This is a genomic window from Kitasatospora sp. NPDC022856 (assembly GCF_055561235.1).
Window position 1 is genome coordinate 23917 of the sequence record NZ_JBVHHE010000048.1, and the last position, 16485, is coordinate 40401.

The window sequence follows — 16485 nt, forward strand, 5'->3', positions numbered from 1 at the left end:
GCCCCCGGACACCGTCCGGCCCGGTGCCGCCCTACTCGGCGGCGACGACCTGGGCCCGCCGGTTCAGCTCCTGGGCGAAGTCCTCCCAGATCTGGGAGTTCTGACGGGAGAGCTGGACGATCAGCTCTATGCAGTGCGAGGGCACGGACGCGCAGATGTCCGACATCTCCTTGGCGCCCAGCACGTTCTCCTTGAACATCCGCAGCAGCCGCCGGCCCAGCTCGTTCTGCCGCAGCGACGGGTCCCGCATGAGCTTCTCCAGCGTGACGGTCGAGGGCGGACCGACGACGACCGGGGTGCGGTCCGGCTGCTGCTCCCGGGCGGAGCCCGCCGGGGTACCGGCGGGGGTCCGCTGACAGGGCACGGGACCCTCCCCGCGCTCCAGCCGCCGGCGCACGTCGAGCGCCGTCGCGGGCGAGACGCCGGCCGACCGGGCCACCTGGCGCAGCGAGGCCTCGGGGTTCTCCCTGATCAGCTCCGCCACCCGCAGCCGCCCCGTCGCGCCGTTCAGCGGTCGGACCTTGCCGTCGCGCCCCACCCGGAAGTTCGAGGCGGGCACGCAGTCGGAGGAGCGGCGCAGCTCGGCGACCGCCCTGGCGCCCAGTCCGGTCGACTTGGCGACGGCGCGGTCCGACATGGTGGGGTGCGACTTGAGGATCCGCAGCGCGGCCGCGTTGCGATCGGCCTGCGACAGCGGAAGGCCGTGCTCGATGTTCGACTCGACCGCCTTGAGGAACGCCTCCTCACTGCTGCCGTCGAAGAACCTGACGTCGATCGCGTGGCGCCCCTTGAGGGAGGCCGCCATCAGCCGGTGGATTCCGTCGATCACCCGCATCGTCCGCCGGTCGACCAGAATCGGCGGCAGCGGACTCTCGATCGCCGCCAGCCGCAGGACGTGAATCTTGTCCTCACCCTCCAGACGCGGTGAGTCCCCGGGCAGGATCTGCATGATCGGAACCGAGACGATTTCCGACTCGCCAATCCAGTGCTCATCAATTCTGAGCGGCATGACACTGTGGGCTAGAAGTCCCATACTGCACCCCCATGACAACTCGGTCGAGTCATTTGCAGCGGAAGCGGAAGCTGTCTGTTCCGGCAGGTCGGCAGCCGGAGGAACGTCGCACCGACCCCCAAAAGTCAATAGCGTTCGATCGGATTAACCAGAACCGCACGCTAGCAGCCCCGGACACCGCCCCGGAAGCTTCCGCCTGGGGATATAGGGGTCCCCTCAGCGGATGTAAGGGCCCCCCGATTCCCCCCTCCTACCGGCCTGCTCCGGCCGCGGCCGGCCCCTGCCCGGGGAGGGTCGGAGGTGCTCCACGGGGTGGCCGGAGGCGCTCCACGGGGTGGCCGGAGGCGCTCCACGGGGTGGCCGGAGGCGCTCCACGGGGTGACCGCGGCGGCCACCGCCGACCGCACGGAAAACGCGGCGAAGCTCCGGTCGGGGTGACTCGAAAGTTCACCCTCGGCCGGAGCTCCGCCGCGTTCACACCCACCGCCACCTGGGCGGTTTCTTCGTCTCGTGCCGACAGGCTAGGCCGCCTCGGCGGCCGCCTCCTCGACCGGCGCCTGCGGCACCGCCGGGACGCTGAGGCCCGGGACCGTGAGGTCCGGAACCGTCTTCACCGTCTCCAGGGCCGACTCGATGGCCTCGGCCAGGGAGGGCGCGACCTCGTCGTCGAACTCGATCCTCGTGACCGGGACCTCCGCGTTGGTCGGAAGCGCGTCGGTCGAGAAAGTCGCGCCGGCGAAACCCGCGTCCTGCAGGATCGTCGATTCCTCGTCGGAGATCTCCCGACTGAGCACCAGAGAGAACTTGTGTCCCACGTACGTCACCTCTCAATGTCGCCGCGTATTTTGGAACAGTAACCGGGATCATCGGGGCAACGCAACAGGCAGCCACGCTCCCTCGGTCCAAAGGAATACCAGTCGGCCGGCCGCCCGGCCACCGTTCAACTGCCGCCCGCTCGCCGGTTGAGCGGATAACGCGGGGCCGGGCCCGCCGATCTCCTTGCCGCCGTTCCGGCAATTCGCTATGTTCGGGTTCAATTGACAATCCGGTATGACGACCTTCTGGAGTGGCATGTCTCGGCCTTCGCCCGGAGATGAACTGTGGTGCCGACGTTTTCACCCTGCCGAAAACGCGACCGCCCGACTCGTATGCCTCCCGCACGCGGGCGGCTCGGCCTCCTTCTACCTTCCGGTCTCGGCGGCACTGAGCCCCGCGGTCGACGTCCTCGCCATCCAGTACCCGGGACGGCAGGACCGGCGGATGGAGCCGGCCATCGACGACCTGGCGGTCCTCGTCGACCGCCTCTACGAGGTGCTCCGGCGCCAGCCGGAACTCCCGCTCACCTTCCTCGGCCACAGCATGGGGGCCGTCATCGGGTTCGAGCTGACCCGTCGACTGGAGGCCGACGGGCACGCTCCGGTGCGGCTGTTCGCCTCCGGGCGCCGCGCGCCGTCGACGATCCGTCAGGAGAACACCTTCCGCAGTGACGACGCCATCCTGGCCGAGGTCCGCCGGCTGAGCGGCACCGCGTCGGCCCTGCTCGGGGACGAGGAGATGATGCGGGCCGCGCTGCCCGCCCTCCGGGCCGACTACACGGCGGTCGAGGGCTACCGCTGCGCGCCCGGGATCACGGTGAACAGCCCGATCACCGTGCTGACCGGCGACAACGACCCCAAGACCACGCTGGACGAGGCGAAGGCCTGGGCCGAGCACACGACGGCGGAGCTCGACCTGCGGGTGTTCGAGGGCGGGCACTTCTTCATCAGCGAGCGGAGCAAGGACGTCATGCAGGTCCTCGTCGAGCACTTCCGGGGTGCGGGCGCCCGGACCGCCGGCTGACGGTCCGGCCGCACCACCCGGCGACTCCCGCCCCCCGGGGCCTCCGTGGTCCTCAGGCCCCGCAACCGCCCGGCCCGTCCGGGCGGTTGCGGGGCCTTCGCCGTCCGTCCCGCCGCACCCCTTCGCACCCGCCGCGCTCCGCCGGCTCGCCGACGGTTCGCCGGCCGATCGACGCCGGCCGCCCGCGGACCCCGGACACGCCGGAGCCGTGCACCGACCGGACGGTCCCGGTCGGTGCACGGCTCCGGTGCACGGCTCCGCTCTGCCGTACGCCGTCGACGTGCGGGTCGTTCGGCGTCCCGGTCGCGCTACTCGGCCACGTACGTGCTGTGGGTCCAGACGAAGACCCGCAGCTCGCGGTCGTCGACGAGAGTGGTCTCGGAACTGGCCTCGAAGTGCTCGTAGCGGTTGCCGAGCGGGACCTTCACCTTGGTCGCACCGGTATCCGCCACATGGCGCAGCCGCTCCGCACCGGTGAGCACGGGGGCGCCGGTGAGGAACACGTTGGGTGCACCGTTGTCGTTCATGATCACCCTCACTTCTCTGGGGTTCGGGATTCCTGTTCTTCTCCGGTCTCGGTTCCTCGACGTCCCTCGACGAGGCGCGCGCAGTGGTTCCGCTCTCCCCCGGGGCCGGGTCGGCCCGGCCGGAAGAGGGAAGGGCCGGGTGCTTCGGGGGAGCGCACCCGGCCCTGGCCTTGCGCATGATCGTAACAATCCCAATCGCCCTTGGCAGGGCGGCAGTTGAACAGTCGAACGGCCTGCTCGGGAGGGCTCCGCGGGGAGTGGGTCCAGACCCACCCACCCGTACGGACAGACCCATGTCGGGGCGGGCCGGCGATCCGTAATGTCGTTAGCACAACGACACGAAGGAGCAGGAACCATGGCGAACACCAGCGACATCACGGCCTCGGCGGCGCAGCTCGGCGAGTCCCGCACGCAGGACGCATTCGACACCGTGAAGAAGTGCATCACGCTCTTCGGCGCCGTCGGCGCCATCGTCCTGGGCACGGTCGCCGTCATGGCGTTCACCGGCCACGAGGCCTCGCCGTTCATGTGGATCCGCGGCGCGATCCTCTTCCTGATCACCTTCCTGCTGCACCGGATGACGGCCCGCGCCGCCCAGGGCTCCTACAAGGCCTTCGACCGGGTGCGCACCCTCTCCACGATCATGCCGATCGCGATCATCGTCGTCGACCTGATCCCCGGCCTCTGCCCGGTCTGGTACGCCGTCCTCCAGGGCCTGTCCGCGCTGGCTCTGATCGGCGTCGCCGTCCTCACCCGCGGCTCCGCGCTGAGCGCCGTCTTCCCCGCCCCCGACAAGAAGTGACGTGCTGAGGACCTGCTCCACCCCTCCGATGGCCGGACCCCCCTGGGCATCCGGCCATCCGGCGTCCGGGCCCCCGGTGCGCGCGGGACACCCGCGCGGGTGGCGTACCGGCAACCCCGGTAGGGGACCCGCCCGGCGTACGTTCGCAGGTACCGCCTGAGGAACCGGCGCCCGGCTGACACAATGATCACCCTTGCGAAAGGAACTGGCAGATGCGGATACCGCTCGGAGGCAATCCCCTGCGGTGGGGCGCCGGGATCGGGCTCGGGCTGTACCGGTCCGTCGTGCTGACCGGCCTCACCTGTGTGATGGCCCTGGTCGCCGTGCCCGTCGCGGTGGCCGGCTCCGCCCTCGCCTACTCCTGGTCCGACGGACTGTCCGCCCCGCTGGCCGTCCGCGCGCTGGCCACCCTCGGGGAGACCCTGGTGGTGGTCCTCTGGGTCGCCGTGTCGCTCTGGGTGGTCCACCCGCTGACCAGCCGGGCCCTCGCCAGGGGCGCGCGCCACTGCGCGAAGAAGTGGCTCGACCTGGAGATCCGGGTGGCCTACCGCCCCGTCCCACCGGTCACCAGGATGGCCACGGGCTTCTGGTGGGACGGTCACGAGTACCACAAGTCCGAGCGGGAGGCCCGCCGGCGGGCCAAGGTGCACGCCCGGTTCCACGACCCGCAGCTGCACTGGGACGGCGTCTGGTCCCTGGTCGCCTCGGTCACCGTGCTCCCGGTCGCGGCCCTGCCGCTGCTCGCGATCGGCTACGGCGGCTACATGGCGCTGACGCCCGCCCTCACCGGTTACGGCGTCGCCGTGATCGTGGCCGGCCTGGTCGGCGCCCCCTTCGCCTGGCGGATCCTGGGCCCGATGGGCCGGCGGTTCCTCGGGCCGGTCCCGAGCACCCGGCTCGGGCGGCGGGTCGAGGAGCTGGAGGCCATCCGCGCCGACCTGACCCAGACCCAGGCCGCCGAGCTGGAGCGCATCGAACGGGGCCTGCACGACGGCGCCCAGGCCCGGCTGGTGGCCATGGGGATGTCGATGGGCGCCGCCGAGCAGCTGGTGGACACCAACCCCGACGCCGCGAAGGCGATCCTCGCCGAGGCCCGGGCCACCTCCGCCACCGCGCTCGCCGAGCTGCGCTCGCTCGTCCGCGGCATCAACCCGCCCGTCCTCGCCGAGCGCGGACTGGTCGACGCCCTGCGGGCCCTGGCCCTGGACTCCTCGGTGAAGGTCAACGTCTTCAGCGAGGTGCCGGCCCGGCCCGAACGCCCCGTCGAGTCGGCCGTCTACTTCTCCGTCGCGGAACTGCTGGCGAACGTCGCGAAGCACTCCCGCGCCGAACGGGTCAAGGTCGAACTGAACTACGCGGCACGGTTGCTGACTGCTACCGTGAGCGACGACGGAATCGGCGGAGCGGCCGCATCCACAGGGTCCGGGCTGAGTGGCATCGAGCGCCGCATGGCGGCGTTCGGCGGACGTCTGGAGATCGACAGCCCGGCCGGTGGACCCACTCGTATCACCGTGGCGGTGCCGTGCGAATTGTCGTAGCCGAAGACCTCTTCCTGCTCCGCGACGGGCTGGTGCGCCTCGTCGAGGCGTACGGCCACACCGTCGTCGCGGCCGTCGACTCGGGGCCGGCCGCGCTCGACGCGCTGGTCACCCACAAACCGGAGGCGGCGATCGTGGACGTCCGGCTGCCGCCGACGTTCTCCGACGAAGGACTCCAGGCCGCGCTCTCCGCCCGCCGGGTCGTCCCCGGGCTGCCGGTGCTGATCCTCTCCCAGCACGTGGAGCAGCTGTACGCGCGCGAGCTGCTCGCCGACGGCCACGGCGGCATCGGCTACCAGCTCAAGGACCGTGTCCTGGACGCCAACCAGTTCATGGACGCGGTCCAGCGGGTGGCCGACGGCGGCACCGCGCTCGACCCCACGGTGGTCGCCAAGCTGCTGGGCCGGCCGATGCGGGCCGACCCGCTCGCCACCCTCACCGAACGGGAGCGCTCCGTCCTCGCGCTGATGGCCGAGGGGCTCTCCAACACGGCCATCGCCAACCAGCTGTTCCTCAGCGAGGGCTCCATCAGCAAGTACACGACGGCGATCTTCGCCAAGCTCGGGCTCGCCAACGACGACGACACCAACCGCCGGGTCCGCGCCGTCCTCACCTACCTCGGCGCCGACGGGCAGGGCGAGGACTGAGCACCCGGGCAGCCGGACAGCACACGGCAGCGGCCCTGCGGGATGTCCTCCCGCAGGGCCGCTGCCGTGTGCGCGGGACGGTCAGCCGGCCGGCGCCTGCGCCCGTGCCGAGTCCCTTACGGCGGCGGCCAGTTCACGCGGCGTACGGCGCTCGAACACCTCGGCCAGGCTGACCGACACCCCGCTGATGTTCTGGAACTCCTGCATCGCCAGCGCGGCGAGCATGGAGTTCCCGCCGTTGGCGAAGAAGTCGGTGTCGGCGTCGAGCGCCTCGTCCCGCAGGATGCTCCGCCACAGCCCCGTCAGCTCGGCCGTCAGGTCGTCGACGTCGCGTCGCTCCGGGTGGTCCGGGCCGGACCGGGTGGCGGCCGCGCGCCGGGCTTCGACCATCCGCTGCAGCGCGGGGTAGTCGACCTTCCCGCTGCCGTTGACCGGCAGCGAGTCGACCGTCACGAGGTCCCCCGGCAGCATCGACCGGGACAGCCGGGCGCGGGCGTGCGCCCAGACGCTCCCGGTGTCGATCGGCCCGGCGGCCGGCTCCAGGCAGCCGATCAGCACGGCGTCCGCGCTCGGGTCGCCGACCATGACCACCGCGGCGCCGCCGACCTCGGGGTGCGCCAGCAGGGTCGCCTCGATCTCGCCCAGTTCGATGCGGTTGCCCCGGAGCTTGACCTGCCGGTCGCTGCGGCCGAACAGGTCGAGCAGGCCGTCCGCGCGCCAGCAGGCGACGTCGCCCGTCCGGTAGAACCGGCCGAACCCGGGGTGCTCGCCGAAGCGCTGGGCGTTGAGGTCCGGCCGACCGTGGTACCCGATCGCCACCCCGACGCCCGAGATGCAGAGCTCGCCGCGGACGCCGACCGGCAGCTCGCGGCCCTGGCGGTCGAGCACGTGGACCCGGGTGTTGCGGATGGGTGCGCCGACGTCCAGGCGGCCGGCCGGCGCCTCGGTGACGACGCGTGACGTCGACCAGATGGTCGTCTCGGTCGGCCCATAGGCGTGGTGCAGCACGCAGCCGGCCGCCACCAGCCGCCGGGCGAGGGACAGCGGCACGGGCTCGCCGCCCACGACGACGCCGCGGCCGCGCAGGCAGTCCGCCACCCGGTCGATCACCAGCCGCCAGGTGGTCGGCGTCGCCTGGACGAACCGTGCCCCGTACCGCTCGATCAGCTCCCGCAGGACCCGGCCGTCGCTCCTGGCCCGGTCGGGGGCGGCCACCAGCCGGCCGCCGGAGCTCAGCGACACGAACAGTTCGAGGCCGGAGATGTCGAACGCGAAGGTGGTCGTCCACAGCGTCGTGTCACCGGCCGCCGCGCCGAACTGCTCGGCGAAGTGCGCGACCGCGTTGGCCAGCGCCGCGTGGTCGACCAGCGTGCCCTTGGGCAGGCCGGTCGAGCCCGAGGTGTACATCAGGTACGCGCAGGCCGCCGGATCCACCGCCGCGGGCCGGGCCTCGGCCGGCACCCGGTCCGGCGCGTCCTCGACGGCCGGCGCGGTCAGCACCACCGGGCCGGTCCCGGCCGCCTGCTCCGGGCCACCGGTCCCGCCCGTGGCCCCGGCCGGGCCCGCGACCAGCACCTTCGCGCCGGAGTCGGAGAGCTGGTGGCGGATCCGCTCCTCGGGGTGGGCCGTGTCGACCGGCAGGTACGCCGCACCCGCGAGCCACGCCCCCAGGACGGACGCGACCAGTTCGGGCCCGCGCGGAAGGGCCGTCGCCACCACGTCGCCGGCCCGGACCCCGGCGCCCCGGAGGAGGGCGCCCATCGCGTGCGCCGCGCTCCACAGCTGCCGGTACCGCACCGAACGGTCGCCCTCGACGACGGCGACCGCGTCGGGCGAGCGCAGGACCTGGGCGTGGACGGCCTCCAGGACGGAGCCGGGCCGCACGGGCCGGGCGGTGTCGTTCGCCGCGCCGATGATCGCGTGGTCCCGGTCGCTCCAGCACCGCACGTCGCCGACCGCGCGGTCCGGGTCCTCGGCGAAGGAGGCCAGCACCGCCTCGAAGCGGCCCAACAGCAGCTCGGCATGGGCCCGTTCGAAGAGCTCCGTCCGGTACACGACCCGCAGCGAGACGGCGTCCGCCGTCGAGGTGGCGCAGAGCTGGAGGTCGAACTTGCCGAAGCCGCTCCCGACGGCGATCGGCCTGACCGGCAGCCCGTCCAGGGCCGGCGCGGCGGCGCCGCTCGCCGTCCGGTGGTCGAACACGTGCCGGAAGGGCAGCGACCACCGGCCGGTCCGCGCCGCGGGCATGAGCTCCGCCCGGGCGTCCACGGCCACGTCGGCGTGCGCCGCGCCCGTGCGCAGCCGCTCGCCGCTGCGGCGCACCAGCGCGCGGACGCTCTCCGCGCGGTCCAGCCGCAGCCGCAGCGGCACATGGGTCACGTGGTACCCGATCGTGCGGGCGGCGTGCGGCGGCCGGAGATCGACCGGGCACCCGACCAGCAGGTCGGGCCCGGCGCCGGACGCCTCCAGCAGCACGTAGTAGGCGGCCAGCAGGACGGCGGACTCCGGGACGCCGAGGTCCTCGGCGAGGCGGCGGACCCCGGCCACCGTACCGGGCGGCAGGGTGCGGTCGAGCTGCGCCGCCGCCAGGGTCGGGCGGTCCGGCTCGGGCTCGGTGCAGGCCAGCTCCATGGTGCCGGTGCTCGCGCCCGCCAGCTCCGCGCGCCAGTGGGCGAGGCTCTCCGGGGTCGGATCCGGCTCGGTCCAGCCGGGCACGGGCGCGGGCGCTGCGTTCCTGTCGGTGTCGGCGGCGGCGTCGGCGTACTCGTAGGCCGATGCCAGGTCCGCCAGGAGCACCGGGACGGACACCTCGTCGAAGACCAGCTGGTGCGCCGTGACGCAGAGGACGTCCGACTCCGGCGAGCGGAGGAGCACCGCCCGCAGCATCGGCCCCCCGTCCAGCCGGAACGGCACGGCGGCCTCCGATGCCAGGTCGGCCTCACCGGGTTCGCCCGCCAGCACGACCTGGACGAGCTCCAGCCGGAAGTCGGCCGCGGCGACCACCCGCTTGGTCAGCCGGGTGCCGTCGACGCGGTAGACGGTGCGCAGGGCCGCGTGGCCCCGCAGCACGACGGCCAGCGCCGCGTCCAGCCGCAACGGGTCCAGCCGGCCCGCGACGGCGAACGCCGCGGACACGTTGTTCACGGGCGTGCCCGGCACCAGCGACTCCAGCAGCCACAGCGCCTCTTCCCTGGGGGAGACTCCCGCGTCGTCAGCCGGATCCGCAGGCGTACGCCCTTCCGCGGAAATCATCACGTCACTCCTCTACCCGTTACCAGTCCGTTGGGTCCGCCGGCGTTCCCGCTGCTGCCCGACCGCTCAGATCCCCAGCTCTTTGTCGATCAGGTCGAAGATCTCGTCGTCCGTCGCCCCGGTGATGTCCTCGTCGGAGGGCGCGCCGTTCGCGTCCGCACCGCGGAACTCCTCCAGGAGCAGTTCGAGACGGCTCGTGATCTTCGCGTTCTGGCCGCCGCCCCGCCGGGCGATCGCGGTCAGCAGGGACTTGAGCCGGTCGAGCTCGCCCAGCACCGGCTCGTAGTCGATCTCCTGCTCGGCGACCCGGTCCCGGAGGTACCGGGCCAGCTCCGCGGGGGTGGGGTAGTCGAAGACCACCGCCGCGGGCAGCCGCAGCCCGAGGGCGCCGCTGATCCGGTTGCGGAACTCCAGCGCCGTCAGCGAGTCGAAGCCGAGCTGACGGAAGTACCGGCCGGCCTCGATGGATTCGGACCCCGGCCGGTTGAGCACCAGGGCCGCCTGGGTCAGCACCAGGTTCAGGACCGCGCCCTCCAGCTGCTCCGGCGGGAGCGCGACCAGCTGGTTCAGGAGGCTCCTCCCGCCCTCCGGACCGGCCCCGCGCCCCACCGAGCGCCGACCGGGGCGGACGAGCCCGGTCACCAGCGCCGGCACGACGCTCCCGGGGCGACGCATCGCGGGCAGGTCCAGCCGGGCCGCCACCAGCAGGGGGTCGACGGCGTGCGCGGCCGCGTCGAGCAGCGCGAGCCCTTCGGAGGCGGACAGCGGCTTCAGGCCCTGCCGGGCCATCCGACGGCGGTCGGCCTCGGTGAGCTCACCGGCCATGCCCTGCTCCCAGGGGCCCCACGCCAGCGACACGCCGGGCAGGCCCTCGTGCCGCCGGTGGGTGGCCAGCGCGTCCAGGAAGGTGTTGCCGGCCGCGTAGTTGGCCTGCCCCGGGGTGCCCCAGACACCGGCCACCGAGGAGAAGAGGGTGAAGGTGTCCAGGTCCAGGTGGCGGGTCAGCTCGTGCAGGTGCCAGGCGGCGTCGGTCTTCGGCCGCATGACCCGCTCGACGCGGTCGTCGGTGAGCGAGCCGACGACACCGTCGTCGAGAACGCCCGCCGTGTGGACGACCCCGGTGAGCGGCTCGCCGTTCAGTACGCCCGCCAGTTGCGCGCGGTCGGCGGCGTCGCACGCCACCACCCGCACGCTCGTCCCGGCACTGGCCAACTCGGCCGCCAGCGCGGACAGCTGGGCGGCGGCCGGGCCGCGGCGGGAGGCCAGCAGGAGCCGTCCGGCCTGTCCGCTCGCCGCCAGGTGCCGGGCGACCAGACCGCCCAGGGCACCGGAGGCCCCGGTCACGAGGACGGTGCGCGGGCGGTCGGTGGCGTGGAGCCGGCGCCGGTCGTCCCGGCCGTTCTGATTGTTCCGATCGTTCCGATTGTTCTGGTCGTTCTGGTCGTTCCGGTCGTTCCGGTTGGAGGCCTGCTCGCCCGGCTCCTGCCGGTCCTGATCGGCCGCACGCGTCAGGCGCGGCACTCGCACGGTGCTGTCCCGCACCGCGAACCCGGGCTCCCCCAGCGCCGTTCCGGCCACGACGAGCGGCCCGGAGCCCGCCAGCTCCGCCACGTCCGCCGACACGATCCGCTCCGGATGCTCACCGGCCGCCGCCCGCACCAGTCCGACCACGCCCGCGCTGTCCAGTCGCACGCTCGCGCCGCAGCCGGCATCCACACCGCGCTCGGTCACCACGACCAGCCGGGTCCCGTCGAGCGAACCCGCCGCCAGCCAGTCCCGGAGCACCGCCAGCACACGCAGCACGGCGGCCCGCGCCGCGGCCGGGACGTCGTCCGCGCCTTCGCCGGTGGTTGTTCCGAAGGGTGCTGTTCCGGGAACGCCGCAGACCAGCACGACGTCCGGGACCGCAGCCCCCGCCTCCACCGCGGCGACCAGATCCGCCACGTCCGCGTACGCCGCGGCGCCGGGCACGGCCAGGCCACCGTCGTCGCCCAGCACCGCCCACGCCCGACCCGGCTCGCCGGCCGTCTCCGGCGCGGCGACCGGCACCCAGTCCACCCGGAAGAGTCCGTCACCGACCGCCCCCGCGGCCCGGTCCAGCAAGCCGGCGGCCGGCGCTCCGAGCACCACCGAGCCGACCGAGACGATCGGCTGTCCGGACTGGTCGGCCAGGGCCACCGAGACGCCCTCACCCGAGGGCAACGGCGCCACCCGTACGCGCGCCGCCGGGGCGCCCGAGGCGTGGACCGTCACGTCGGCCCACCCGAGGGGCAGCAGCGGGCCCTCCTCGGCGGCCTGTTCCAGGCCGATGAGGTGCAGCGCGGCGTCCAGCAGGGCGGGGTGCACCCCGAACCCGGACACCTCGGTCCCCTCGGCCGACGCCACCTCGGCGAACACCTCGTCGCCGCGCCGCCACGCGGCCCGGACCACCGGCCGGTAGCCGAGCCCGGCCGCCGCCAGCCGTGCGTACATCGCGTCCACGTCGGCCGCCTCGGCACCCACCGGCGGCCACTGCACGCTCCACGCCGCCGTGTCCGCTCCGGAGTGGCCGGCCGGCTCGGCGGGCTCGTCCGGGGCCAGGGTGCCGGACGCGTGCCGCACCCACTCCCCGCCGTCCGCCCGCGCGAACAGCGCGACCTCCCGCCGCCCGGCGGGACCGCTCTCCCCGACGGTCACCTGGACGCGCACGCCGCCGCGCTCCGGCAGCATGACCGGCATCTCGACGGTCAGTTCCTCGACCCGTCCGCAGCCGACCTCGTCGCCCGCGCGGACGGCCATCTCGACCAGCGCCGCCGTGGGGACCATGACCCGGTCCCTGAGGAGCGACTGGGCCAGCCACGGTTGCGCGGCCAGTGACAGCTGCCCGGTCAGGGCGACGCCGCCGGTGCCGGGCAGGGTGACGGCGGCGCCGAGCAGCGGGTGTCCGGGGTTCTCCAGGCCGAGGTCCTCGGCGCGGCTGCCCGCCGTCGCGGTCAGCCAGTAACGCTGACGCTGGAAGGCGTAGGTGGGCAGGTCGACCTGATGGGCGCCGGTGTCCGCGTAGACCTGCTCCCAGGCGACCGGCACACCCCGCACGAAGAGCTTCGCGAGCGCGGTGAACAGGGCGCGGGGCTCGTCACGGCCGCGACGGAGCAGCGGGAGCCAGACCTCGGGCTCGCCCTGGTCGTCGGTACGGGTCTGCGGGCCCATGCCGGACAGCACACCGTCAGGGCCGATCTCCACGAACGTCCGCACACCGGCGGCGCGAAGGGACTGCGCGGCGTCGTGGAAGCGAACCGCCTCGCGGACATGCTGCACCCAGTAGGCCGGGTCCGTGACCTCGTCCGTCACCGGGAGACCGGTCAGGGCGGAGACCATCGCCAGCTTGGGCGCGCGGTAGCTGACGGCGGCGACGACGCGGGCAAACTCCTCCAGCATCGGCTCCATCAGCGGGGAGTGGAACGCGTGCGAGACCTGGAGACGCTTCGTTCGTGCGCCGGACGCGGCCAACTGCGCGGCGGCCTGCAGTACTTCGTCCTCGACGCCCGAGATCACCACGGCCTTGGGGCCGTTCACCGCGGCGATACCGACACCGGCCCGGCCCGCGATCGCTTCGAGAACCTGCTCCTCGGTCGCCTCGACGGCCACCATCGCACCACCGGACGGCAGTTGCTGCATCAGCCGGCCACGTGCGGCCACTACAGCGCAGGCATCCTCCAGCGACCACACCCCCGCCACATGCGCCGCGGCCAGCTCACCGATCGAATGACCGGCCACCACCTGCGGACTCACACCCCACGACTCCAGCAGACGGTGAAGGGCAACCTCAACGGCGAACAGTGCGGGCTGCGCCCACCCCGTCTCGTCGATCGGGCCCTCACCCCGGATGACGGCGGCGAGGGAACCGTCCAAGTGCTCGGCCAGCCCCGCGCACACCGCGTCGAACGCCTCGGCGAACACCGGGAAAGCCTGGTAGAGCCCCTGCCCCATGCCAACGCGCTGCGCACCCTGGCCGGTGAACACGAACCCGACCTTGCCCGCACCGCCCACGGATCCGGTCACCACACCCGGAACCTCACGGCCCCCGGCCAGTGCCGCAAGACCGGCCAGCAACTCCTCGCGGTCCGCACCGAGGACCACCGCCCGCTGCTCCAACGCCGCCCGCGACACCACCAACGACCAACCAGCGTCCAGAAGATCAGCGTCAGACCGCTGTACGAAGTCCGCGAGCCGCTCCGCCTGACCGGCAAGACCTTCCGCCGACCGCCCCGACACCACCCACGGCACCACCGGGAGCGTCCGGTGGTCCGCCCGGGGGCGCGGAATGTCCTGCTCGGGAGCCTGCTCGATGATCACGTGTGCGTTGGTCCCGGAGAACCCGAACGACGACACGCCCGCCCGACGCGGCCGCTCACCCGTCTCCGGCCACGGCTGCGCCTCAGTGACCAGCCGGACCGCGCCCGCCGCCCAGTCCACGTGCGAGGACGGCTCGTCCACGTGCAGCGTCGCCGGAACGCTCCCGTGCTGCATCGCGGCGACCATCTTGATGACACCCGCCACACCGGCGGCCGCCTGGGCGTGCCCGATGTTCGACTTCACCGAGCCCAGCAGCAGCGGCCGGTCCTGCGGCCGGTCCTGGCCGTAGGTCGCCAGCAGCGCCTGTGCCTCGATCGGGTCACCCAGCCTGGTCCCGGTGCCATGGCCCTCGACCACGTCCACCTCGGCCGCCGACAGACCGGCGTTGGCCAGCGCGGCCCGGATGACCCGCTGCTGGGACGGCCCGTTCGGCGCCGTCAGACCGTTGGACGCACCGTCCTGGTTCACCGCCGAACCCCGCACGACCGCGAGCACCTTGTGACCGTTGCGGCGCGCGTCCGACAGCCGCTCCACCACCAGGACGCCGACGCCCTCGCCCCAGCCCGTACCGTCCGCGGACTCCGCGAACGCCTTGCACCGGCCGTCCGGGGCCAGGCCGCGCTGCCGCGAGAAGTCGATGAACGTGCCGGGCGTCGACATCACCGTCACACCACCGGCCAGCGCGAGCGAACTCTCCCCCGAGCGCAGCGACTGGCAGGCCAGGTGCAGCGCCACCAGCGACGACGAGCACGCCGTGTCCACCGTCACCGCCGGACCTTCCAGCCCCAGCGCATACGCCACCCGCCCCGAGGCCACCGAACCCGTGCCACCCGTCCCCAGATACCCCTCGACCTCCTCCGGCACGAAGTGCGACGGCAGGTAGTCGTGGTAGAAGAGCCCCGAGAACACCCCCGTCGCGCTGCCCCGCAGCCCCGTCGGGTCGATCCCCGCGTCCTCCAACGCCTCCCACGACGCCTCCAGCAACAACCGCTGCTGCGGATCCGTCGCCACCGCCTCACGCGGACTGATCCCGAAGAACTCCGCGTCGAACTCCCCCGCGTCGTAGAGGAACCCGCCCTCCCGCGAGACGCTCCGGCCTGCGGCCGCCGGATCGGGGTCGTAGACGTCCGTCGCCCAGCCCCGGTCGGTGGGGAACTCCCCGATGGCGTCCCCACCCGAGGCGAGCAACTCCCAGAAGTCGCCCGGGGACGACACGCCGCCCGGGAACCGGCACGCCATCCCGACGATCACCAGCGGGTCGTCCTCGACCCGTGCGCGCCCGGAGGCCGGGAGCGCGGTACCCGTCGAGACGGGGTCGTTGCCACCGACCAGCTCACCCAGCAGGAAGCCGACCAGGGCCGCCGGGGTCGGGTAGTCGAAGACCGCCGTGGCCGGCAGCCGCAGGCCGGTGGCGCTGTTCAGCCGGTTGCGCAGTTCGACGGCGGTGAGCGAGTCGAACCCGACGTCCCGGAAGGAACGTTCGGCGTCCAGACTGCCCGGTCCGGCCATCCCCAGCACCAGGGCGGCCTGCGACAGCACCAGCTCCCGCACCACCTCCCGCTGCTCGTCCGGCCCCAGCCCGGCCAGCCGCGCGGCCAGGGCGCTCCGACCGTCGGCGCTCGGCAGTCCGGCCGTGCGGCGGGTACGCGAGCCTGCGCGTGTCGCACGGACGAGGCCGGACAGCAGCGGCGGGACCTCGCCCGATCCCCTCAGGGCGGCCAGGTTCAACTCGGCCGCGACGAGGAGCGCTTCGGGCCGGCCGACGGCCGACTCCAGGACGGCGAGCCCGCGTGCGTCGGAGAATGGCCGCAGGCCCTGCCGGCCCATCCGGCGGCGGTCCGCCTCCGAGAGCTCACCCGCCATGCCGTTCTCCCACGGGCCCCAGGCCAGCGACACCGCGGCCAGGCCCTCGTGCCGCCGGTGAGCGGCCAGCGCGTCCAGGAACGTGTTCCCCGCCGCGTAGTTCGCCTGCCCCGGGTTGCCCCAGAGACCGGCCACCGAGGAGAACAGGACGAACATGTCGAGGTCCAGGTGGCGGGTCAGCTCGTGCAGGTGCCACGCCGCGTCGACCTTCGGCCGCATCACCGCCGCCAACCGCTCCGCGGTCAGCGAGGCGACGAGCCCGTCGTCCAGGACACCGGCCGCGTGGACGACACCGTTCAGCGCCAAGCCCTGCAGCGCGTCGGCGAGTTCCTCGCGATCGGACACGTCACAGGCCGCGACCGTGACCTCGGCACCCAGCCCCTTCAGGTCAGCCACCAGCTCCGACATCCCGGGGGCCTCATTACCACGACGCGACAGCAGGACCAGGTGCTCGACCCGCCCGCTCTCCGCGAGGTGCCGCGCCACCAGACCGCCCAACACACCCGATGCACCGGTGATCAGCACCGTGCCCGGACGACCACCCGAGTCGGCGGCAGGCATCGACGGCACCCGTACCAGCCTGGGTACACGCACCTGGCCGGCCCGCACCGCGAACTGCGGCTCACCCGAGGCCACACCCAGGCGCAACCACTCTGCGGACATGTCGTCG

The 16485-nt window shown here is 73.4% G+C and carries 9 protein-coding genes; 4 read left to right on the top strand and 5 right to left on the bottom strand.

Annotated elements, in window-relative coordinates:
• Positions 1–31: 31 nt before the first annotated feature.
• Positions 32–949, bottom strand: coding sequence for a ParB/RepB/Spo0J family partition protein (locus ACZ34W_RS33745; protein ID WP_329490261.1), 918 nt, complete (start codon positions 947–949; stop codon positions 32–34).
• Positions 950–1533: 584 nt separating this feature from the next.
• Positions 1534–1827: a hypothetical protein gene (locus ACZ34W_RS33750; protein WP_329490260.1), complete on the bottom strand. Its 294-nt coding sequence runs from the start codon at positions 1825–1827 to the stop codon at positions 1534–1536.
• A gap of 256 nt (positions 1828–2083) precedes the next feature.
• On the opposite strand from ACZ34W_RS33750, the gene ACZ34W_RS33755 reads away from it, so the two are divergent.
• Positions 2084–2851, top strand: a complete 768-nt coding sequence (locus ACZ34W_RS33755; RefSeq protein WP_465609629.1) for a thioesterase II family protein — start codon at positions 2084–2086, stop codon at positions 2849–2851.
• A 308-nt stretch (positions 2852–3159) separates the two neighbouring features.
• Here the strand turns inward: ACZ34W_RS33755 and ACZ34W_RS33760 are convergent, their stop codons facing one another.
• Entirely contained in the window at positions 3160–3378 is a 219-nt protein-coding gene (locus ACZ34W_RS33760) for a DUF5988 family protein (RefSeq protein ID WP_329490258.1), read from the bottom strand.
• A gap of 355 nt (positions 3379–3733) precedes the next feature.
• Here ACZ34W_RS33760 and ACZ34W_RS33765 point away from each other — a divergent pair, with 355 nt between their 5' ends.
• The 3 genes from ACZ34W_RS33765 to ACZ34W_RS33775 all read left to right on the top strand — a co-directional run bounded on the left by ACZ34W_RS33765 (position 3734) and on the right by ACZ34W_RS33775 (position 6365).
• A complete protein-coding gene (locus ACZ34W_RS33765) occupies positions 3734–4180 on the top strand; it encodes a hypothetical protein (protein WP_329490257.1) in 447 nt (148 codons plus the stop codon).
• Positions 4181–4392: 212 nt separating this feature from the next.
• Positions 4393–5718: a sensor histidine kinase gene (locus ACZ34W_RS33770; protein WP_329490256.1), complete on the top strand. Its 1326-nt coding sequence runs from the start codon at positions 4393–4395 to the stop codon at positions 5716–5718.
• Positions 5703–6365 carry a response regulator transcription factor gene (locus ACZ34W_RS33775; protein WP_465609632.1) on the top strand — a complete coding sequence of 221 codons (663 nt, stop codon included), beginning with the start codon at positions 5703–5705 and terminating at the stop codon, positions 6363–6365. The genes ACZ34W_RS33770 and ACZ34W_RS33775 overlap by 16 nt, the downstream gene beginning before the upstream one ends.
• Positions 6366–6446: 81 nt before the next feature.
• Here ACZ34W_RS33775 and ACZ34W_RS33780 read toward each other — a convergent pair whose 3' ends face one another.
• A complete protein-coding gene (locus tag ACZ34W_RS33780) occupies positions 6447–9617 on the bottom strand; it encodes a non-ribosomal peptide synthetase (protein WP_465609634.1) in 3171 nt (1056 codons plus the stop codon).
• A 66-nt stretch (positions 9618–9683) separates the two neighbouring features.
• On the bottom strand, positions 9684–16485 hold a 6802-nt coding region (locus ACZ34W_RS33785; RefSeq protein ID WP_465609636.1), incomplete at its 5' end, for a type I polyketide synthase.